Origin of the sequence: Embleya australiensis, from assembly GCF_051903075.1 — a bacterium.
In the GTDB taxonomy this organism is placed as follows: domain Bacteria; phylum Actinomycetota; class Actinomycetes; order Streptomycetales; family Streptomycetaceae; genus Embleya.
Genome location: NZ_CP182423.1, coordinates 102710 through 121644, shown reverse-complemented (window position 1 = coordinate 121644; position 18935 = coordinate 102710). Strand labels below are relative to the sequence as shown.

General features: G+C 71.5%; 20 protein-coding genes and 1 pseudogene. 12 read left to right on the top strand and 9 right to left on the bottom strand.

Annotated elements, in window-relative coordinates; genetic code table 11:
* Positions 1-27: 27 nt before the first annotated feature.
* Entirely contained in the window at positions 28-378 is a 351-nt protein-coding gene (locus ACMXN5_RS30920) for a CU044_2847 family protein (protein WP_439681313.1), read from the bottom strand.
* A 1091-nt stretch (positions 379-1469) separates the two neighbouring features.
* Between ACMXN5_RS30920 and tap the strand changes: the two genes are divergently transcribed.
* The gene (tap, locus tag ACMXN5_RS30915) at positions 1470-3683 is read left to right on the top strand and encodes a telomere-associated protein Tap (protein ID WP_439678200.1); all 2214 of its coding nucleotides are present in this window, start codon (positions 1470-1472) and stop codon (positions 3681-3683) included.
* Position 3684: 1 nt separating this feature from the next.
* A pseudogene (tpg, locus tag ACMXN5_RS30910) lies at positions 3685-4256 on the top strand (telomere-protecting terminal protein Tpg).
* 210 nt (positions 4257-4466) lie between these two features.
* Here the strand turns inward: tpg and ACMXN5_RS30905 are convergent.
* Positions 4467-4736 carry a hypothetical protein gene (locus tag ACMXN5_RS30905; protein ID WP_439678199.1) on the bottom strand — a complete coding sequence of 90 codons (270 nt, stop codon included), beginning with the start codon at positions 4734-4736 and terminating at the stop codon, positions 4467-4469.
* Positions 4737-4808: 72 nt separating this feature from the next.
* Between ACMXN5_RS30905 and ACMXN5_RS30900 the strand changes: the two genes are divergently transcribed.
* From ACMXN5_RS30900 to ACMXN5_RS30890, 3 genes are read left to right on the top strand one after another with little or no spacing between them, the layout of a single operon-like run.
* Positions 4809-5015, top strand: coding sequence for a hypothetical protein (locus tag ACMXN5_RS30900; RefSeq protein ID WP_439678198.1), 207 nt, complete (start codon positions 4809-4811; stop codon positions 5013-5015).
* On the top strand, positions 5008-5952 hold the full coding sequence (locus ACMXN5_RS30895; RefSeq protein WP_439678197.1) for a hypothetical protein: 945 nt from the start codon (positions 5008-5010) through the stop codon (positions 5950-5952). The genes ACMXN5_RS30900 and ACMXN5_RS30895 overlap by 8 nt, the downstream gene beginning before the upstream one ends.
* Before the next feature lie 2 nt (positions 5953-5954).
* A complete protein-coding gene (locus ACMXN5_RS30890) occupies positions 5955-6815 on the top strand; it encodes a hypothetical protein (protein WP_439678196.1) in 861 nt (286 codons plus the stop codon).
* Positions 6816-6998: 183 nt separating this feature from the next.
* On the opposite strand, the gene ACMXN5_RS30885 is transcribed toward ACMXN5_RS30890, so the two are convergent.
* Positions 6999-7391, bottom strand: coding sequence for a hypothetical protein (locus tag ACMXN5_RS30885; protein WP_439678195.1), 393 nt, complete (start codon positions 7389-7391; stop codon positions 6999-7001).
* Positions 7392-7700: 309 nt separating this feature from the next.
* Here ACMXN5_RS30885 and ACMXN5_RS30880 point away from each other — a divergent pair, with 309 nt between their 5' ends.
* The gene (locus tag ACMXN5_RS30880; RefSeq protein ID WP_439678194.1) at positions 7701-8225 is read left to right on the top strand and encodes a DUF1877 domain-containing protein; all 525 of its coding nucleotides are present in this window, start codon (positions 7701-7703) and stop codon (positions 8223-8225) included.
* Positions 8226-8450: 225 nt separating this feature from the next.
* On the opposite strand, the gene ACMXN5_RS30875 is transcribed toward ACMXN5_RS30880, so the two are convergent.
* Both ACMXN5_RS30875 and ACMXN5_RS30870 read right to left on the bottom strand, forming a co-directional pair.
* Complete coding sequence (locus tag ACMXN5_RS30875; RefSeq protein WP_439678193.1) at positions 8451-9356, bottom strand: hypothetical protein; 906 nt, start codon at positions 9354-9356, stop codon at positions 8451-8453.
* A 399-nt stretch (positions 9357-9755) separates the two neighbouring features.
* On the bottom strand, positions 9756-10232 hold the full coding sequence (locus ACMXN5_RS30870) for a hypothetical protein (RefSeq protein ID WP_439678192.1): 477 nt from the start codon (positions 10230-10232) through the stop codon (positions 9756-9758).
* A 78-nt stretch (positions 10233-10310) separates the two neighbouring features.
* On the opposite strand from ACMXN5_RS30870, the gene ACMXN5_RS30865 reads away from it, so the two are divergent.
* Positions 10311-11198 carry a hypothetical protein gene (locus tag ACMXN5_RS30865; RefSeq protein WP_439678191.1) on the top strand — a complete coding sequence of 296 codons (888 nt, stop codon included), beginning with the start codon at positions 10311-10313 and terminating at the stop codon, positions 11196-11198.
* A gap of 94 nt (positions 11199-11292) precedes the next feature.
* Here ACMXN5_RS30865 and ACMXN5_RS30860 read toward each other — a convergent pair whose 3' ends face one another.
* From ACMXN5_RS30860 to ACMXN5_RS30850, 3 genes are all read right to left on the bottom strand, one after another.
* Positions 11293-12414 carry a methyltransferase domain-containing protein gene (locus ACMXN5_RS30860; protein WP_439678190.1) on the bottom strand — a complete coding sequence of 374 codons (1122 nt, stop codon included), beginning with the start codon at positions 12412-12414 and terminating at the stop codon, positions 11293-11295.
* Between the two features lie 759 nt (positions 12415-13173).
* Positions 13174-14505 carry a cytochrome P450 gene (locus ACMXN5_RS30855; protein WP_439678189.1) on the bottom strand — a complete coding sequence of 444 codons (1332 nt, stop codon included), beginning with the start codon at positions 14503-14505 and terminating at the stop codon, positions 13174-13176.
* A gap of 126 nt (positions 14506-14631) precedes the next feature.
* Positions 14632-15663 carry a polyprenyl synthetase family protein gene (locus ACMXN5_RS30850; protein ID WP_439678188.1) on the bottom strand — a complete coding sequence of 344 codons (1032 nt, stop codon included), beginning with the start codon at positions 15661-15663 and terminating at the stop codon, positions 14632-14634.
* Between the two features lie 363 nt (positions 15664-16026).
* On the opposite strand from ACMXN5_RS30850, the gene ACMXN5_RS30845 reads away from it, so the two are divergent.
* The 4 genes from ACMXN5_RS30845 (at position 16027) to ACMXN5_RS30830 (ending at position 17946) form a co-directional block, all read left to right on the top strand.
* Complete coding sequence (locus ACMXN5_RS30845; protein ID WP_439678187.1) at positions 16027-16503, top strand: DUF4259 domain-containing protein; 477 nt, start codon at positions 16027-16029, stop codon at positions 16501-16503.
* Positions 16504-16564: 61 nt separating this feature from the next.
* On the top strand, positions 16565-16774 hold the full coding sequence (locus tag ACMXN5_RS30840) for a hypothetical protein (RefSeq protein ID WP_439678186.1): 210 nt from the start codon (positions 16565-16567) through the stop codon (positions 16772-16774).
* A gap of 2 nt (positions 16775-16776) precedes the next feature.
* Positions 16777-17577: a hypothetical protein gene (locus tag ACMXN5_RS30835; RefSeq protein ID WP_439678185.1), complete on the top strand. Its 801-nt coding sequence runs from the start codon at positions 16777-16779 to the stop codon at positions 17575-17577.
* Between the two features lie 84 nt (positions 17578-17661).
* On the top strand, positions 17662-17946 hold the full coding sequence (locus tag ACMXN5_RS30830; protein ID WP_439678184.1) for a hypothetical protein: 285 nt from the start codon (positions 17662-17664) through the stop codon (positions 17944-17946).
* 223 nt (positions 17947-18169) lie between these two features.
* Here ACMXN5_RS30830 and ACMXN5_RS30825 read toward each other — a convergent pair whose 3' ends face one another.
* Positions 18170-18472, bottom strand: coding sequence for a helicase associated domain-containing protein (locus ACMXN5_RS30825; RefSeq protein ID WP_439678183.1), 303 nt, complete (start codon positions 18470-18472; stop codon positions 18170-18172).
* A gap of 108 nt (positions 18473-18580) precedes the next feature.
* On the opposite strand from ACMXN5_RS30825, the gene ACMXN5_RS30820 reads away from it, so the two are divergent.
* A complete protein-coding gene (locus tag ACMXN5_RS30820) occupies positions 18581-18922 on the top strand; it encodes a hypothetical protein (protein WP_439678182.1) in 342 nt (113 codons plus the stop codon).
* The last annotated feature ends 13 nt before the right edge of the window (positions 18923-18935 follow it).

Here is an 18935-nt window from a genome sequence, read left to right as displayed (position 1 = left end):
AAGACGACGTCCTCGGCGTCCACCGGATCAGCTCGACGGCGCGCCGGCCACCGGGGGAGCGTCGTCGTCCTTGCGCCACACCACCCTCACCGTCAGATGGCAGTTGGCCGCGGTCTTGGTGATCACCACCCCCGCCTCCGTGCCGAGATCGATCCCGAACTCGATCTCCACCTCGGACGGCCCCGCATCCCGCACCCGCCTCAGCACGGTACGCGCCAGATCGGTGACCGGACTCAGAGCCGCGTTCAACGCCACCGGCAGGTCACGAATCGCATCGCCGACCCGGCCCGCCTTCACCGGCCCGACCGCCCCCTCCGCGGCCTCGACCAGAATCGAGCCCCCGCCCTCCAACGGAACCCGCGCAAGCTGCTGTGCCATGCCCACCCCTCCCCCGACCGTCACCACACGGCAACCGCAAGCCACCACACCGTACCCGCGCATGCGCGCCCATCACAGGCGAAACGTTCGACAAGACAAGGCGACAACCCGCAACCACCCGACGCGGCCCGATCGTCAACGGCGGAGGTGCCGGGCGAAGACCGAGACGGGGTGCGAAGTCGCGAATCGCCCCCTCACGACCTACCCCCACCGGCCTTCGCTCCCCGCCCACACCGGCGGGGAATCCCCCAACGGCTCGGCCAGGTACACGGCCAAGCGCCCGTGCCAGATCAGGTGCAGCGCACGGGCACGAGCCACCACCGGACACGCTGTCGCCGGGACCAACTCCCCGAATACCCAAGACCCTTCCCCCACCGCCTCGATCAGCGGCCCCTGCACGCCCAGGAGATCCTCCAAGGGCCGGCGTCGAGCCGAAAGGGCATCCGGCAACCCCGCACGCGTGTCTGCGCCATCCGGTCACCACCACGTAGCGCCACCCACAGGCAGCGGCCGCCTCCAACCGCCGTCGGATCCCGGACCGGCCACACCACCTCGCCGCCCCCGAACCACACCACCGTCCACCCCCGCACGAGCAGAGCACGCACCGCGTCGGGCATCGCGTACGAAACGACGAGCTGATCCAGCCCGCACACATCCGACCGCACCCCGGCTACACGTGCCCGAATGCGACTTTTCGAGATACCCGACACCAGATTCGCGGCTGACCTGGGCTTCCACGGCGTGGTTTTCGAGCTTCTTGACACTAGAAGGTCGAGTTTATTGGCACTTGCTCCGAGTTTCATCGCAGTTGTCACCGACGGCGGGACGTCTTCGCTGGTCACCAAGCCGAGGACCGCCAGGCACCGTCCGCGCGTGCGGGATGCTGTCGGTCCGCTCGATCAGAAGTCGTCAAGCGCGAAAAGTCACACCGAACGGGCACCGACCGACCTAAGTGGCCAACTACCGCTGCCCATGGCCAACTAGCGCTGACCGTCGCAAACTCCGGAAGCCATGTCGGGTTCAGAGCTGATTCGAATGTCGGATTCAAAGTACGGAAGATGTTAGATTCGTGGAGTGGAGGTGACAAGCGGATGAGGGACGAGACCCTGTTCGAGGCGGTGGACGCGTTGTTGGCGCAGGTGGCGCAGGGAGATCTGCCGCCACCCGCCGAGCGCTCGCGTCTGCGCACGGCTGCGGGCCTGACGCAGCAGCGGGTGGCGGACGCGCTCGGGGTGCGGCGGGACACGATCGTGTCGTGGGAGGCCGGCCGGACCGAGCCGCGCCCGCCGCAGCGCCAGGCGTACGCGCGGCTGCTGCGCGGCCTGGCCGAGCGTTACCCCGCCCCGGCCGCCACGCCCGACACCGCACCGACGCCCGAAGACCCACCCGCCGTGTCGGTCGCCGACGTCGAGGCGTCGCCGGCCGCGCGGTCGGCCGCCGCGCCCTGGACCCGCCCGTCCGCCGCGCCTGCGGCACTGCCCGCTGTGCCCGCAGATCAAGCACCCGCACCCGCGCCGGCTCCCGGGCCCGCGCGGTCGGGCGGGCCGACCGCGCCTCGGCCGCCGGCTTCTCGTGCGCCTGCCCGGTCGGGACGGGCCGCACGGCCGGCGACCGACACCCCTGCCGCGGCCGCCACCGCCTCCGATGCCGACCGGTTCGCGGCGGGTCCGCTCGCGGTGCTCGATCGCGCGCCGCGTGGGTTCGTGGCCCACCTGACGGGCGGGCGTACCGTGCCCTGCCCGGCGAAGACGTTGCCGGATGTGGTCGCGTGGGCGTTGGCCGCCGGGTTGGGCGCGCCGCGTCTGCACCGCGCCGGCCGTGACGCGGACCCGCTGGTGGTGGTCACCGCGGCGGCGGCCGAACGCCTCGGTGTGCCGCCCGACTTGGAGGATCGCCGGAACCTGCGCCTGCCCGACGACCACAAGGTCGTGAAGCAGGTCACCAAGGACGGGTGGCGCCTGACGCGGCGCGGGTTCGCTCCGTGGACCAAGGTCTACCGCCCGCCCGCCGAGGGCGGCCGGCGGGAGTGTGTGCAGTTCGCGTTCCTCGGCTGGGACGCGCTCGACGCCCGTTCCTGGGCCGGCGCCGCCACCCTGCCCCCCGGCGAACTGGCCGACCTGCTCGGTGCCTACGCCGCCCGGGTGATCACCCCGCGCGGTTCCACCGCCGTCGCCGGCCTGACCCTGATGACCGAGGTGCGCCCGCCGACGCAGGCCGTCAAGGACCCGACCACCGGCAACTGGCGTTCCGGCCCGGTCCCGGGTTCGCTGACCGAGGCGGTCGATCCCGCGCCGCCCGAGGCCCCGGACGAGCACCCCGTCGCGCAGACGCGCGCCGCGCACGAGGTCCTGGTGGAGGAGGCGTACGACTGGCACCGCCCGATCCACCTGATCGACGACGCCGAGGCCGACCGGGAGTACGCGGTGGGCCTGGACGTGAACACCGCGTTCCTCGCCGCCGCCTCCCGCCTGCCCGTGGGCCTGGGCGCCCCGGTCCACGTCGAGGCCCCCACGTTCGATCCGAAGCTCCCCGGCTGCTGGTACGTCGACCTCTCCACCCTCGACCTGGACCCGCGTCTGCCGTCCCCGTTCACCCCCACCGGCATCGCCCCGACCGGGCCCGGCTGGTACGCCACCCCCACCGTCGCCTACGCCCTCGAACTCGGCGCGAGTGTGGACCCGTTCGAGGCGTGGATCCGCCCCGACCACGGCCCCTACCTGGACCCCTGGTACACCCGCCTGCGCGACGCCTATCTGGCCACGATGGCCGACCTCGGCGTCACCCCCGACCTGACCGACGCCGCGTTCCTGACGGCGATGGAGCACCACAAGCAGGCCGACCCGGCACGGGCGATCGTGCTGTCCGCGATCAAGGCCACCGTCAAGGGCGGCATCGGCAAGCTTCGCGAACGCCCCCAGGGAGCCCACTACCGCCCCGGCGACCGCTGGTCGGCCCTCGAACGGCCCACCTGGCGCCCGGACATCCGCGCCGCCGTCATCGCCAACGCCCGGATCGGCATGCACCGCAAGATCCGCAAACTCGCCCAGGCCGCCGACCTGTACCCGATCGCCGTGCTCTCGGACTGCGTCGTCTACCCCGCCACCGGCCCGTCCCCCGTGGACGTCCTCCCGCGCACCCCCGACGGCAAGCCCCTGCCCGGCGCGTTCCGCCTCGGCGCAAGCCCCGGCATGGTCAAACACGAGGGAACCCGCCCCATGATGGACATCCTCGAAATGCTCGCCCAGGGCACCAACCCCGCACGCTTCATCAAACCCGGCACCGACGCCGCCGCCCAAGGGGAGTGACGTGGGCAGGATCGAGGACGCCCTGACCGAGGCCGATCGCGCCCTGTACACCCGCCGACCCCCGGTGAGCACCCGCGCCCGCACCCGCACCCGCTTCCTCCTCGGCCGACACAAGAGCACCCGGGCCCTGGCCGCCGTCCTCGGCGTCACCCAACGCACCATCGAGCGCTACCTCAAAGGCGACCGCAAACACCCACCCCCGGAAGTCGCCGCCCGCATCGACGCCGAACTCGCCCGACTGTGGCAACCCAAGGTCCGCCGCGACGCCCGACAACGCGCCGCCGCGGCAGGGGCGGTCACGATCGAGACCGCGCCAAATTCGGGTTCTCCGCCGCCGCCGGCTCCACCGACGACCCCCGCCGACGCCTGCTCACCCAAGCCCTGCCCCCCGCCCACGCCCAAGCACTGTTCGACGCCTATCGCGCGGGCGCCCCCGAACGCGAACTGGAGCGCATCATCGCCGGTTCCCTCCAGGAGACCTACTTCCGGGACGGCGGCACCCGCGCCGGCGATCTCGCGGTGGAGTTCACCGACGTCGACTACATCCTCATCGGCGGCATCAGCGGTCGATGACGTCGGGAGCGGACACACCCCGCTGCGACCGTGCACGCCGGATGGGGGTGCGCGCCGTGGCCGGTGGGCTCCGTCGAGGATCGATGGGCTTCGTCTCGACCCGGTTCGTCGGGTCGGATCCCGCGCGGGGGCGGCCCCGCCCGGCGTGCGAGCGGAGCCGTGCGGCTGGTCGCCGGACCGAAAGCGTGCTCGCGGTTGGGGGTGTGGATTTCATCCGTCTGCCCGGTCGGTGGCGGATCGGTTCAGGAGGGCGGCTGCGGCGGGGATGCGGGCGTGGGGGCGCAGTCGGGCGCGCATGAGGGTGATCGCGGTGTCGGCGCGTCCGCAGCGCAGGTGCGTGTGGTCGTCCACGAGCGTGTTCCAGGCCTGGCACGCCTCGTCGAGGCGGCCGAGGTCGAGCAGTGTCTCGGCGAGGATCCCGCAGGAGACGGCGCGGTGGCTGCGTTCGTGGGCGGGGCGGGCCCGGTTGCTGCGGGCCATGGCGGCGGCCGCAGTCTCGAGGTCGCCGAGGCCGCGGTGGGTCAGGGCGGCGGTGTGTTCCAGGGAGGCGGCGTGGAAGCCGCCGCTGGGGCCGGGGGCCTGCGCAGGGCCGCCGTCACCGACGGCGCCGGCCGACCGCTGCCGGAGTACCGGTACGACCCGCTCGCCTGCGCGAACGTGGTCGCGTCCGGCGAGTTGCTGGTCCGCGCGGTCGCGCCCGCTCTGATCGCCGAGTACACGCAGACCCAGGAGCCCTCCGGATTGAAGACGGATGACTGACCGACCCCGAGTGGTGGTCGTGGCCGCCGAGGAGGATTTCACCGCGGACCTCGTGGTGGAGCGCCTCGGCGGTCACGCCGCTGTCGTGCTGCGGCTGGACCCGGGCCGGTTGCGCGAGGACCTGCGCGTCGACGGGCGCTTCGCCCGGGGACGATGGCGCACGGTCCTGGGCCGGGGGGAGCGGTCCGTGGCCCTGGACGAGGACTGCGCGGTGTACTGGCGCAAGCCCACCCGACCGGAGACGCACTCCGACGCCGACGAGCGGTGGCGTGCCCACGAGAACACCACCGCCCTGCTGGGCCTGCTCAGAGCCGCCCGGTTGAAGGCGTGGATCGACGATCCCACCGTCGTCGGCGCCGCCCGCCTCAAACCGACGCAGCTCGCGTCCGCGGCCCGGGTCGGATTTGCCGTGCCGGACACGTTGTCGACGTCGGATCCGGCCGCGGCCCGCGCGTTCGTCGTCGAGCACCGCGACCTGGTCGTGGTCAAGGCGCTGACCCAGCGGCACACCACGTTCATCCCGACCACCCGCCTGTACGCGAGCCAGGACCTGTCCGCCGTCGCCGGGACCGTGCACTACCTGCAGGCCCTGGTCGAGGAGCGCGCGTTCGACGCGCGGGTGACGGTGGTGGGCGATCGGGTCTTCGCCGCCGCGATCGAGCACGACGAACTGGACTGCCGCAACGCGCCCGTCGACCGCCACGCACCGACCCTTGTGCCGGAGAGCGTCGAGCGGGCGTGCGTCGCACACGTGCGGGACCTGCGACTGGCCTACGCCGCCCTGGACTTCGTGGTCGACCGCCGGCTGAGGTGGCACTACCTGGAGACCAATCCCGTCGGCGAGTTCGGCGCCATCGAGATGAACACGCACCTGCCCATCTCCGCCGAGATCGCCCGGTTCCTCGTCCACGGCCCCAGCACGCCCGCGAGGATGTGAGCATGGACCCGCTCCTCGCCGCCGCGCTCGACACTCTCGACGTCACCGAGCCCCCGCAGCCCCTGAGCCCCCACCACACCAGCGCCTGGCGCACCACCGCCTGGAAGATCAAGACCGCCACCGAACCGGCCGCCGTCGCCTCCCTCCTGCACGAGGCACGCGCCGTCGCGCTCCTCAACGACGCCGGCCTGACCCCGATGAGCACCGCACACGGCCACACCGACCGGGGAGCCTGGGCCGCGTTCGGGTGGCTCGACGGCGCCACCCTGTGGCAGTGGTGCCGACCCGCGCGCGAACACACCGCCGCGCCGGACTTCGCCGAGCGCCTGCGCGCCGTCGCCTCGGCCGCGTTCACCACGCTGGAGCGCTGGCACACGGCCGGATGGCACCACGGCGACATCCACCCCGACAACATCCTGATCGGCCCCGACGAGCACACGGTGGACCTGATCGATCTCGATCTCGCCCACCACCCGACCCTGTTGCCCCTACCGACCCCGTACCGCGGCGGCGGTGACCAGGCCACCGCCCCCGAGATCGCCCGCCGACTCCTGACCACCGCCCCCGAGATCCATCTCGACCTCACCGACGCCGCCGAGACCTACAGTCTCGGCGCGGCCATCCGCTGGGCCTGGACCGGCACCACCCCCGCCACCACCCGCATGGCCGGACCCGACGCCACACCCGCCGACGTCCTGGAGGACATCGCCACCGCCCGCCGCCGCCCGCCCCTGGCCGAAGTGCGCCCCTGGGCCGACGCCCGACTGGAGACACTGATCGACGCCGCCATGACCCTCGACCCCGCCGCACGGCCCGCCCACGCAGGGATTCTCCGCAGCGTCTCGACACCGATGACGAAGTAATGATCGGTGGCGGCGCTCCCACGGGGGTTGCTGTGGGCGCGCGGCCGGCAGGCGTTCCCGGCTGTGAGCCGTAGGTGATGAAACGCTCCAAGTCACCGTCGTGGGTGGCGGGCAGACCTGTGCGATCCGCCGGCAGGGACGGAACGAGGGCATCGGGAGGAGAGTTTCGCGATCGGCGGTGGCTCAGCCCTCGAGCCACGCCCCTCCCGGTGTGTTGCGGTGGCCGCGCCACGCCGGGAGGCTGTAGCGGTTGACCAGGATCCACGCGGTGCGGGTCGCGTCCTCCACCCAGGCGTGGCCGGCGGCCGGAAGGGCGCCCACACCCCGCAGGTTCTCGGTGATCTGCTCCTCGGTGATGTGGCCGTTGCCGCGGCCGAGGTACTCGAGGATGTACACCGCGAGGTAGTCCACATCGTGCGTGGTGCCCTGCCCGGCGAGGATGAGTCGGAGCCGGTAGCCGATCTTATCGTCCAGATCGCCCCAGAAACTCCGCGTTCTCGGGTCGGGGAGCATGTCGATCAGATCGACCAGGTGGGCAAGGTCGGCGTCGTCGGCCAAGGTGATGGTTCCGCGCATGAAGTCCCCTCCCTCGTCGGCGGCCGCACCGCCGGGCTCGGCGCCCAGTCTCGTACCCCTGCTTCCCCTATGGAGGCGAAACGGCGAAGGGGCCCTCGACTCCCGGAAGAGCGACGGCCCGGTGATCGAGTCGCCCGCCCGCCAACTCGGCCGACTCCCGGAGGGCGTCGATCGTGACCTCGCCGACTTCGTCGCCCCGGCGGCCGACTGGGCATTCCCCGACCACCCCACGCCTGTGGTGGCCGCCCCGTCCCGCCTGCCCCACCTGCCGTCCGGGAAGTCGTTGCGCGTCGTCGGGATACTGTCGTGGTGGCTGTCACCCGGCAACTCGCCCGCGTCCCGGCGGAATACCTCGCCGCCTGCCGCCGGTCCGCCGGCACGTCCGCGGACGGCGATCCGCACTGGGATCCGCCGACGGCGGATGTGCTGGATCTGGACTGGGCACCTCCCTTGCTGCGGCGGGTCGGCGAGTTGGCCGGGCTCGACCGCGTCCGCCTGGACGCGCTTCGCCGGGCCACCGACGGCGACACCGCCGTCGACGTGAGCTTCCTCGACACGCACCCGCACGAAATCGGCCCCCTCGGGCCGACGCCCACCGCCCTGTCCGCTGCCCAGGTGGCCGACATCGCGCAACTGCTCGCACGGATCGACATCCCGGCTCTCCTCGCCCTCCTGCCGGCCGACGATCGAGAGGCCGGTTCCCTGATCGGCCACGGCGCCGACCGGATCATCGGCGGCCCCAAGAAGTATTTGAGGACACACTTCGACGCCCTGCGCGAGTTCTACCTCGACGCGGCCCGGCGGCAACTGTTCATCGTGCTTTGGTGTGACTGACCGACACCCTCGCCCCGAGCAAGCTCCCGAGGAGGATTCACCTCCTCCGGAGGTCCGCGCGACGCACGGGAACGGCCCCGCACCGCACCCGAAAAGGGGCGGTAGCGGGGCTGTTCCACGTCATCCGCCACGGAGGCACAGCCCGCGCACCACGGCGCGAGGCGACGATGTGGATCCCGCTTCCGAAGCACGCACCGCCGAAAGGAACATCGCTGCCATCGGGCATCAGCTCCCGCGTCGTCGTGCGAGCAGGTCGTGGAACGACTCGGACTGGAGCTGGACGGGCAAAGCCATGTCGCCGAAGGCGCCGGCGAACGCCCGCGGCGAGCACTGCGGTTCCATGAGCACCTGCTCTGCCGTGTCGTCGCCGGCGAGGTCGGGGGCCAGGGCCGCGCAGGCCCGGACGCCCGCATGCGCATCGGTGAGCCAGGGGCGCGTGTCGCCGCCGAGGTGGCCGATGGCGATGACGATCGTCGCCAGGTCGTACGGGGAGTCGGCGGCCCCGGCCGTCGACGTCAACCGTTCGAGCAGCCGCGGACGTTGCGCGTGGGCCGCGGGATGCCGTGCCAGGGACCCGACGGCCGCGGCGGCACAGGCCCTGCGTCTGGCGCGTTCCGACGTGAGGTGGGGCAGTGTGCGCCGCAGGAGCTCGGGAACCGCGTCGAGGCAGGCGAGCGCCGCCCGGTCGAGGACGAGTTCCCCCAGCCCCGTGCCGTCCCGCCACATCCGGGTCCTGCCGTCCGCGTCGGCCGACACGTACTCGGCGGTCCAGGCCCGCAATTTCGGCGCGTGGTCCCGGACTCGGGTACGGATCTCCGCGGCCCGGACGCCGAGGTCGGCGGCGACGCCGACCTCGTACAGATAGGCGAGCATGGCATCGGGCAGCGTGGGATCGTCGCGCCCGAGCAGCGGATTGTCCAGGAGTTCGGTGACAAGCCGCGCCGTGGGCGCCGTCGCGGGCCAGGCCCCGCCCTCGCGGCGAAGCGTCTGCGACCACAGGTGCGAGTACCCGTCGACGAGGGCCCACGCGTCGGCGCCGAGAAGGGCCGCCAGGCGCCGCGGCGTGTCGTCGGCGGCGCCCGAGGCATGGAACAGGCCGGACCAGTCCACGTCATGCGCACGGTCATCCACGACGGGGATGCTGCCACAACACCTCGACGGGCTCACATCGACCGGACGAAACCGACAAGGCCCAAACGGAGGAGCATTTCGTCGTCACTCCCTGGGGACTGCCGGAAATTCCCGAAACCCCGGAACGTGAGCGTCAAGACACTGCATGAATCCGACAACGATCGCTCGACTCCGCACCTGGACCGGCGGATTCCGACATCAACCACGCGGTCCAGGAGCGGACCACCCCGGAATGCGGGACCTGGCGCGACTCGCGGACGGCGACCGCAGCGCGGCATCGCGAGTGGGAACCCGACCGTCGGCGCGTTGCCGTCGGGTCCGCCGGCGGAGGCCGCGGGCCCGCGTCGGGTTCCCGCTGAGCAAGAACCGCGGCAGCACCCGCAAGCCGGGCGCGTGGCGTCACGCGTTCCGTGCGACGGGCACGCCGAACACCTCGTCGAATCGGTGTGCCCGGGCGGTGCCGACCAGGTGATAGGAACCACCGGGCGCACGCCACGAGTCGGCGGTGTAGTGCGCGACCTCCGCGGGGGTGAGCACGCGCAGGTCGCCGAAGACGTAGAACAGCGGCATCGGGGCGTTCGCCCCGGCGAAGACCAACCCGGCCCGCACGCACGCCCGCGAGACGGCGTACCGATCGGAGGTGACACTCGGCAGCGACGTCTTCGCGTCGACGGCCACCAGATCCGGGCCGCGCGAGGCGATCAGGTCGGGAAACTGTCGCAGCGCCGTGTCGGAGCGCCGCAGGGCCTCCCGGATCGCCGGGGGGAACGTGCCCTGTCCGCAACGGTGCGCGGTCCAGCCGCGGAGTTCCAACTCCCGCATGACGCGGGCCTCGTGCCGGTCGCCGACGGTCTTGCGGGTATGCCAGTCCGACATCGATCTCTCCCCGAGAAAGTGTCCGTAGTACCAAGACGAACGGTTCCGTCCCACGACGGTACCGGCTACCATGCCGCCATGACGGCATACGTTGACCCACGCTTTCGTCCCACGCTCTGGCCGGGCGTCGTCGTCCCCACACCGCCGATCCAGCCGTTCGGCGACGTCTGGGTCGACGGCGACTGGATCCGCTGGGGCGTCGGGGGGCTCACGAAACGGCCGGAACCGGCCCAGCTTCCCGAGGACTTCTACCTGCGGGAACTCCTGGAGACCCCGGCCGACGACCTGGACGCCGCAGCCCAACTCTTCGTCGACCACGGATTGCTGTTCGACCCCGATTGCCGCGACCTGAGCCTGGTCAACCTCGCCCAGGAGGAAATCGACCGGATCGACGCCATCCCCCAACCCGGATGTGACGACGACGGCCGCTACCGGCTGGGCGTCCACCGCGACCTGGTCCGCCTCCACCTGGAAACCGCCCACGAAGCGATCACGACCTGGCTCGCCTGCCAGCGCGAAGGAGGCCTTGAGGAACTCGTGGAACCCCGGGTCAACGACGCCGAACTCGCCGCGGTACGCGCACAAAACCCCACCCGGGACCCACCGTGGCCGGCCTCCCTCGACGAACTGCGCGCCGTGGACATCGCGATCCGCGTGGACAACCTCGAAGACGCCCTCGCCGGGGCCTTGAGCCGGTTCAGCATCGGACCCCGCGACCTCGCCGACCGCAACCCCAGCGTCTACTCCGTCGCGTTCCTCCAGCTGTACAACCACATCGCCGAACAAGCGACCACACGACGCTGCGCCAACGAGAACTGCGAACGACACTTCGTACGCCAACGCGGACGCGCGACCTACGGCCAACACCGCACCAGCGGCGTCCTGTACTGCTCCCGCGAATGCGCCCGCGCCCAAGCCCAACGCAATCTCCGTCGACGGCGCCGACAAGAAGCCGATGGCTCGTGACCCGAACAGCCGAGACGGTATCGGTGGTGCTTCCCGGACCCGACTTCGCGCGTGACCGTCGCCCTCACGGGGCGGCAGGGCCGCGTGGAGCGGGTCAGGCGTTGGTGGGCCATCGGGGTCCGGTGTCGGGGTGGTGGGCCCACACGTACTGCGCGTCGGGTGTGACGGTCATGCCGTGGTCGTACAACCCCGGCCCGCCCTCGGCGATCCACCGGTCCCAGGCCGTTTCCAACTCGTCGCCCAGGCGCCGTGTCCCGCCCTGATACAGCGTGGTCCCGCCGCCGGTCGAGGCGGAGTACACGGCCCAGGAGGCGTGGCCGTCGTGGATCCAGGCGTTGACGCCGTCGGCATCACGCGCGGCCTGTATACGCAGTTCGGGGAGGGCGACGCGTAACGCGAAGAGCAGGTCCGGGTCGTCGCACAACGGCGCCAGGGCCCGTGTCGCGCCGCGTTCGTCCTCGGCCGGCGCGTCGCCGCGGACGTCGGTGAAGCGGGGTTCGGCGCGGGTGCCGCGGGCGGGCATGAACGTGGCAAGTCCCTGGACCCAGCCGGAGGCGGACAGCCCGTCGTCGGCGACGGTCAACGCGACATGCCCCAACCGCCCCCACGGTGTGACCAGGCGACCTCCGGGGCGGGTGTGGGCGATCCACGCCCACGGCACCCGCTCCACCGCGTACGTCGAGACCACCCGATCCCACGCCGGCTGCGCCGGGAGGCCGTGCGCGCCGTCCCCGACCTCGACGCGCACGTTGACCCCCGCCGCGGCGAGGGCCTTGCGGGCCCCCTCGGCCAGGTCGGGGTCGACCTCGACACTGACGACGTTGCCCGCCCCGGCGCGGCGGGCGAGCAGGGCCGCGTTCCACCCGGTCCCGGTGCCTAACTCCAGAACCCGGTGCCCGGGCTCCAGGAGCAGCGAGTCGAGCATGTCCACCACCACCGCCTGGCACGACAGGCTCGAGGTGGGCACTCCGTCCACGACCTGCGTCACCGCGGCGTCGTCCGGTCCGGCGTAGACCAACGACAGCCACGCGTGTTCGTCGACCGCGCGATCCACCGCGACGTAGCCGGTGCCGTCCCAACGCCAGAGCCGATCGGGCGCGAACGCGTCCCGCGGCGTTGCCTCCACCGCGTCACGGATCCACGGCGCGCGCCCGGGCCAGTCCCCACGCCGTTCCATCTCGCCCGCCAGGCGCGACCGCGCCTCGATCGGGTCCACGGCGGTTACTCGTCCTTCTTGTGCCGGCCGTTGGACGGCGGGGGAGGGGGGACGCGCCCGTCGGCGTTGTCCGGCGGGGGAGTGCCCTTCGACGGATCCGGCGGCGGCTTCTCGTGTTGTCCCATGAACGCCTCCTCGGTCACGCACAGAGACCCCATGATGACGCGGCAACACATCCACGCGGAAGACGTATCGCACTGCGAGGACCACGTGAGTGCGGCTGTTCGCCGCCTACCTGTGTCTCGCGGCCGCAGTCGTCGACCGAGGCAGAGCAGGTGCCCGGCCCTTATTGCTGACATTCTGCCCCCAACCCACCACCCGCCGACACGCGTCGAGGTCGTTGGCGTACGCCTGGCGTTCGGCGGCGGTCCATGCTGCGGCGCCGGGTGGCGGGGCGCGCTCTTGGGTGTGAGCGGTATAGCGGCGGGCGCGTTGGCACCATCGGTTGGCTGTCTTCGGATGCATGCCGAGGAGGTCGGCGAGGACTGCGGCGGGGATGTCCTGGGCGGGTTGGACCAGGGTGGTGACTCGGGCGGATCGGATTGTCGGCCGAGGCGTCCCGCCCGAGGTGGATGACGGTGACGCGGGCCTGCCGCTCGTTGATCTCGTGCATCACCCGGTAGGGCCCGACGTGGATCCGCAGCAGGTCGGTGCTTCCGAAGCGGTCCCGGCCCGGCCGCCCGGGGCGGGTTGCATCGTTGCCTGGTTCCAGTGAGGCCGGGGGCTTTGGAGAGTGTGCGTCGAGTCCGGTGGTCCGGGTCATCGTGGAACAGCCGTCCTTCGTCGGGGGTGGGGTGTGAGCAGGGTTCTGAAGCGTGGGCGGGTGGTCTCTCCCGGGTTCAGGGGTCGCAGTTGCCAGCGGGGGATGAGAGCGGACAGGGCGATTGCGGTTTCGGCGAGGGCGAAGGTGTCGCCGATGCACTTGCGGTGGCCGGCGGCGAAGGCGGTGAATGCCTGGCGGGTGGTGTGGTTGGCGGGGGCGTTCCAGCGGTCTGGGTCGAAGGCCTCGGGCTGGGGGAAGGCGGCGGGGTCGTGCTGGAGCTGGTAGGGGCTGAAGACGAAGTCGGTTCCGGCGACGAAGCGGTGGCCTCCCAGGACGGTGGCGGCGGTGCTGGTGCGCGTGGTCACCCACAGCGGCGGGTAGAGGCGCACGGCCTCGGTGATGACGTTGCGTGTGTGGGGCAGTTGGGGGAAGTCCGCCGGTGTCGCGAGGCGGCCGCGGAGGACGGTGTCCAGCTCTGCGTGCAGTCGGTTCTCGATGTCCGGGTGGTCGGCGAGCAGGTGGAGGATCCAGGCGAGAGTTGCTGCGGTGGTCTCGGTTCCGGCGCCGAACATGGTGAGGATCTGAGCGCGGAGGCTTTCGTCGCCGAGGAGGTCGCCGTCGGCGTCCGGGTTCATGAGCGCGGTGATCAGGCGACTGCTGTCCGGGTTGGCTCGGGAGGCGTCGACGGTCTGTTCGGCGGCTGCCCGGATTTTGTGCAGCGCCCGCCGAAAGCGCCGGTTTCCGGGGGTGGGCAAGGTGCCCGTCCATGGGGCGAGGGTGTTGAGGGCGACTCCGTCCGAGACCGCCTTGATCCGCCGGGCGAGCCAGGTTCCGTCGGGAACAGGGGCGGTGGGGAGCAGGACCCGGCGCAGGACCCCCGCGGTGAAGCCGTAGGCGGCGTCGAGGACATCGACTTCCCGGTGAGCGCGCCAGCTGTCGGCCAGTGCACGTGCCTCGTCCTGCATGGCCTGGGCGTAGGTATCGATGTGGGCCGGGGAGAACGCGGGTTGGACGAGGCGGCGCTGGCGCCGGTGTTCCTGGCCCGTGGCGGTGAACAGGCCGTCGCCGAGGATGTCCGCGGCCCGCTCGTACAGAGGCCCTCCTTTGTCGAAGCAGCTGCTCTGGGCGACGAGGACTTCGTTGACGAGTTGCGGTGCGCACAGGAGGTGGAGGCGTCGGGGTCCGAGGTCGACCCGGACGATGTCTCCGGTTCTGCGGCAGGCCGTCAGCCACTTCGCGGGGTCGCGCACGAGCGCGGGGGTGTGGCCGAGGACAGGCCATGCCCCGGGCGCCAGGGGTGGTCGCGGGTGGGCGGGGGGCTGTCCCAACGGGGTTCACCACCAGTCGGCCGAACGGGCGTGCTGGGAAGTCGTCGTCGTGGCCGGCCGGGCCCTGCCCGGGCGGTTCGGGTGCGCGGCGGGCCTGCGGGCGGGCCGCGCGCAGGCTTCAGCGCGTCACGCCAGGTAGATGTCGGCGAGGGTGGCCGCATCGCGGTGGAGGGCGGGCGGCGGGTCGGCTTCCTGGAGGTTGCGGAGGGCTGTGCGCATGTGCTGGTGGTTCTGTTCGCGGGTCCAGGCGCGGCCGCCGCACCGGTCGATCATGCCTGCGATGGCGGCCAGTTGGTCTTCGGTGGGCTCGCCGTCGCCGCGGTAGAACGCGGCCAGGCGCTCACTGTCGGGGTGCCCTGATTCCAGGCACGCCGCGACCATGGGCGTGATCTTCCGGCGGCGGACGTCACCGTACAGGGCCCGGTTCAGGGGTTCCGCGGGCCACAGGTCCGACAGGTCGTTGTGGTACTGCACCGCCATGCCCAGGTGGAACCCGAACCGGCCGACGGCCTCCACTTGTGCGCTGGAGGCGTCGGTCAGCAGGGCCGGCAGGCAGCACACTGCGCGCACGCCTGCGGCGGTCTTGGCCTCCTGCACGGAGACGGCCTGGTCGAGGCTGGTCTCGCAGCGGCCCTCGTGCTCTTCGTCGCGGACTTGCCCCGCGCACAGTCGGCCCCAGCCCTCGCGCATGACCTGCAGGGCCTGCCGGGTGCGGGGGTGCGGGTGCTCGCCCAGGTGGGCGAAGGCCAGGGCCAGCAAGGCGTCTCCGGCCATGATGGCGTGCCCGGTGGTGTACGCGGCCAGCACGGTGGGGCGGCCGCGGCGCTGGGCTTCCAGGTCGATGATGTCGTCGTGGAGGGTCGCGACGTTCATGAGGAGGTTCCCGGCGACGACGGCGGGCAGACCGCGTTCGACCGGGCCGCCGTCGACACCCGCGCACAGCAGGGTGAAGGCGATGCCCTTGCGTCCGGTTCCGCCGCGGACACCGGTCGCCGGTCCGCCTTCCTTCCCGGCCCAGCCGTAGTGGTAGTACACGCTCTCCCGCAACGGCGCCGGCAGGCTGTCCACCACGTCCATGAGCGCCGGATCGGTGATCCGTTCGGTGTCGGCGAGGATCTGCGCGGCCGTGCGGCCGAGTCCGGGCGGGGCGACAGGCATGCTGGGAAGCTCCGTTCTCCCCCGCGGCTGTGGCCATGGCCGGCCACGGTGTACCGATTCACACCCTATGAAGCGAGCGCTCGGTCACCGCCCTGTTCGGGCACGGCCGAATGGATGATCAGCCGGACCACCGGCAGCCGGCTTTGTTCATGGTGGCTTTGTTCAGGAGAAGTCGGCTCTCGGGTTCTGGCTCAAGTTCTGTGGACCGCGCACGCCAAGTCACAACCCTGGGTCGTCTGGCCTGAACGCCAGATGTTCGGACGAGCGGGCTTCGAGCTCCCGCGCGTGCCGTTTGCCCCATGACAGCCATGTCGCCGCCCGGTGTCATGATCACACCGAACCCGGATATGAGGAGATGCAACCTTGGGCACCTGGGACATCGGCCCGTTCGACAACGACATGGCCGCGGACTTCGCCGGCACCCTTGACGAAACACCCCACGACCAGCGCGTGGGCGTGGTGCGTTCAGTGCTCATGCAAGCCGTCCAGGCCCAGGACTACCTGGAAGGCTCGGAAGGAGACGAGGCGGTCGCCGCCGCGGCACTCGTCGCGGCACAGTGCCCAGGTGGCGAACCCGTCTGCACGAGCTACGGACCCGACGAACCCGTTCCAATCCTCCCCGATGACCTGCGGTCGTTGGCCGTCGCCGCACTCGACCGAGTCGTTGCCGAGAACTCCGAGCTCGCCGAACTCTGGGACGACACGGCCTACGGCCCGGCCTGGCGCGACAGTGTTCGTCGCCTGCGCGCCGTCCTGGACCCGGAGCCGGAACGGCTGAAGTCTGAACCCACAACACAGCACTACCGATCACAAAACTTGAGCCAGAGCCCGTTGTCGTGAACATCGCCCCGTCGGCGCGGGAGGCGCCTCCTGAACCCGTGAACAACCGCTGTCGGGACTGGTGAACAAAGCCAACCTCGGGCTGATCTACGCCGCGTCGGACTTCGTCGTCACCGCCGAGGATTGGACGTATCTGGAGACCAACTGCGCCGGCGAGTTCGGCTGGATCGAGGCCCTGACCGGTGCGCCCATATCCGCCGCGATCGCCCGCATCCTCACCGGCGAAACCCCCGACGCCCGACACACGACCCGCGGACGGGCGAGGATGTGACGATGGACCCGCTGCTGGACGCCGCCGTACGCGCTCTCGACGTCGCCGACGAACCGCGTCCGTTGACCGCGCACCACGACACCGCCTGGCGGGCCGGCCCCTGGAAGATCAAGACCGCGACCGCGCCGGCCGCCCGCGCGGCACTGCTGCACGAGGCCCGCGCCGTGCGACTCCTCCACGCCCAGGGCCTGCACCCGGCCGACGGCAGGTACGGACATGTCGGCGAAGACGTATGGACCGTCGTGGAGTTCCTCCCGGGCGTCGACCTGTGGCAATGGTGCGCCCCGGGTCGCACCACCCCCGGACCGGGCTCGGACTTCGCGCCGCGCCTGCTCGATATCGCGCATCGGGCGTTCGCCGTGCTGGGGCGCCTGCACGCCGCCGGGTGGCGCCACGGCGACATCCAACCGTGGAACATCCTGGTCGGCCCGACCGACGACGTCGCGTTCATCGACCACGAATACGCCCACCACCGAGATCTGCTGCCGCTCGCGGGCCCGTACCGGGGCGGGATGGACCACGCCACCGTCCCCGACGTTGCCCGCCGACTCCTGGCCACCACCCCCGACGTCCACATCCACCTCAGCCCCGCCGACGAACACCACGCCCTCGCCGCGGCCCTGCGCTGGGCATGGACCGGCATCACCCTCGAAGACCTCCTCGAGGACATCGCCACCGGCCGGCACCGCATCTCCCTGACCGACGCGCGACCATGGCCCCACCCATCCCTCGAAGCACTCATCGAGGACGCCATGGCGCCCAACCGAGCCACGCGAGCCGGCGCGACCGCCCATCCGGCCTGATCGCCGAGGTGCTCCGACCCCCTCCGGATGCGATCCACGTCGAACGACCGCGCTCGCGTCCTCCCCGATGCAAGGATGCGGACCATGGACGACGACCAGCAGAGCAAGCTGCACGAAGAGATCGAGGCGGAACTCTCCTACTTGATGGGGGCGATGCACGGGATCTCCGACCGCTACCGCGAACTCGGCTCCGGCACCGGCCGAGGCTTCGGCATCAACGCCGCGTACCGCCAGAACAACCTCAACAGCGGCGAACCCCTGGCCCGATGGGCGACGGATCTCGCCGCCGAGGCCGCCGAGATCGCCGATCGCTGCTCGGCGATCGACGCCAAACGGGCCCTGCTGAAACAGCCCGACGACGCCCGCTGACGAACCGCCCCCACCCCTGCGGCGCAACGCGACCGGCTCCGACCAGCAGGTCGGAGCCGGTCCAGCCCGAACGTCGTCGTCACCGTCGTCCAGGTCGTCGCCCCCTTCGGCTGATCCGAACCCGCATCCGGACACCCCACCGCCCCAAGTCCCGGCCCGGACACGGTCGATGGCGGATCAGCCCTTCGGATCACACATGGACCCGACACGAGCCACACATTCGTCATGTCCAGCGCATGCCCAACACGTCCAACTCCGCGATCCGTTCGCCGGACAGCTTCGCCCGCCTGCTCCTGGTCGTGGTCACCCACACGCCCAGCCGGACGTCCTCCGGCCATCCGTCGAACGCCACCACCGTCTCGACGTGCCCACGCGGCACTTCCAGGTTTCCGACGCGGGCCCGGTAGGCCGCCGCCGCGCTCACCGCGATCGTCCACGCCTGTTCGCGCGTGCGCTTCGGTTTGGGCCCGTCCGGCATCGGCACCGGCGTCGAGTCGGCCCCGGCCTCGGCCGCCGTGTCGGTCACGGCGGGTGATGTGAGCCCGAGCGCGTGCAGTTGTTCGCGTTGTGCCTGATTGAGTTTGTCCCATCCGGCTTTTTGTCGTGCGATCCATCGTCCGATACCGGTCCCGCGGTGGATCACGTTCGGACCGACGTCGTCCAACCGGCCTGCCCCGTCACCGCGTTCGCCGCGTTGGGCATGTTGGGTTTCGACGCCCACCGCGCCGGCGCCCCCGAACATGAACTCGAGCACATCATCGCCGGCTCCCTCCAGGAGACGTACTTCCGGGACGGCGGCATCCGCGCCGGCGACCTCGCGGTCGAGTTCACCGACGTCGACTACATCCTCATCGGCGGCATCCGAATACCGACACATCAACGAGCGGCGTGGATCCGGCCCGATCGTGCCGGATCCACGCCGCTCGTTGGTCGACCGCGTCACCTGCTTCGAGGCCGAGCCGGAGGTCGTCGGTGAGCGGATCGGTCCC

Excerpts from the sequence above, each read along its gene's own strand:
- ACMXN5_RS30890 (WP_439678196.1), top strand. The coding sequence starts at position 5,955 with ATGGACCCGCTCCTCGCCGCCGCGCTCGACACTCTCGACGTCACCGAG.
- ACMXN5_RS30830 (WP_439678184.1), top strand. The coding sequence starts at position 17,662 with ATGGACGACGACCAGCAGAGCAAGCTGCACGAAGAGATCGAGGCGGAA.
- ACMXN5_RS30885 (WP_439678195.1), bottom strand. The coding sequence starts at position 7,391 with ATGCGCGGAACCATCACCTTGGCCGACGACGCCGACCTTGCCCACCTG.
- ACMXN5_RS30850 (WP_439678188.1), bottom strand. The coding sequence starts at position 15,663 with ATGCCTGTCGCCCCGCCCGGACTCGGCCGCACGGCCGCGCAGATCCTC.
- ACMXN5_RS30905 (WP_439678199.1), bottom strand. The coding sequence starts at position 4,736 with ATGGCCCGCAGCAACCGGGCCCGCCCCGCCCACGAACGCAGCCACCGC.
- ACMXN5_RS30870 (WP_439678192.1), bottom strand. The coding sequence starts at position 10,232 with ATGTCGGACTGGCATACCCGCAAGACCGTCGGCGACCGGCACGAGGCC.
- tap (WP_439678200.1), top strand. The coding sequence starts at position 1,470 with ATGAGGGACGAGACCCTGTTCGAGGCGGTGGACGCGTTGTTGGCGCAG.
- ACMXN5_RS30835 (WP_439678185.1), top strand. The coding sequence starts at position 16,777 with ATGGACCCGCTGCTGGACGCCGCCGTACGCGCTCTCGACGTCGCCGAC.
- ACMXN5_RS30865 (WP_439678191.1), top strand. The coding sequence starts at position 10,311 with ATGACGGCATACGTTGACCCACGCTTTCGTCCCACGCTCTGGCCGGGC.
- ACMXN5_RS30895 (WP_439678197.1), top strand. The coding sequence starts at position 5,008 with ATGACTGACCGACCCCGAGTGGTGGTCGTGGCCGCCGAGGAGGATTTC.
- ACMXN5_RS30920 (WP_439681313.1), bottom strand. The coding sequence starts at position 378 with ATGGCACAGCAGCTTGCGCGGGTTCCGTTGGAGGGCGGGGGCTCGATT.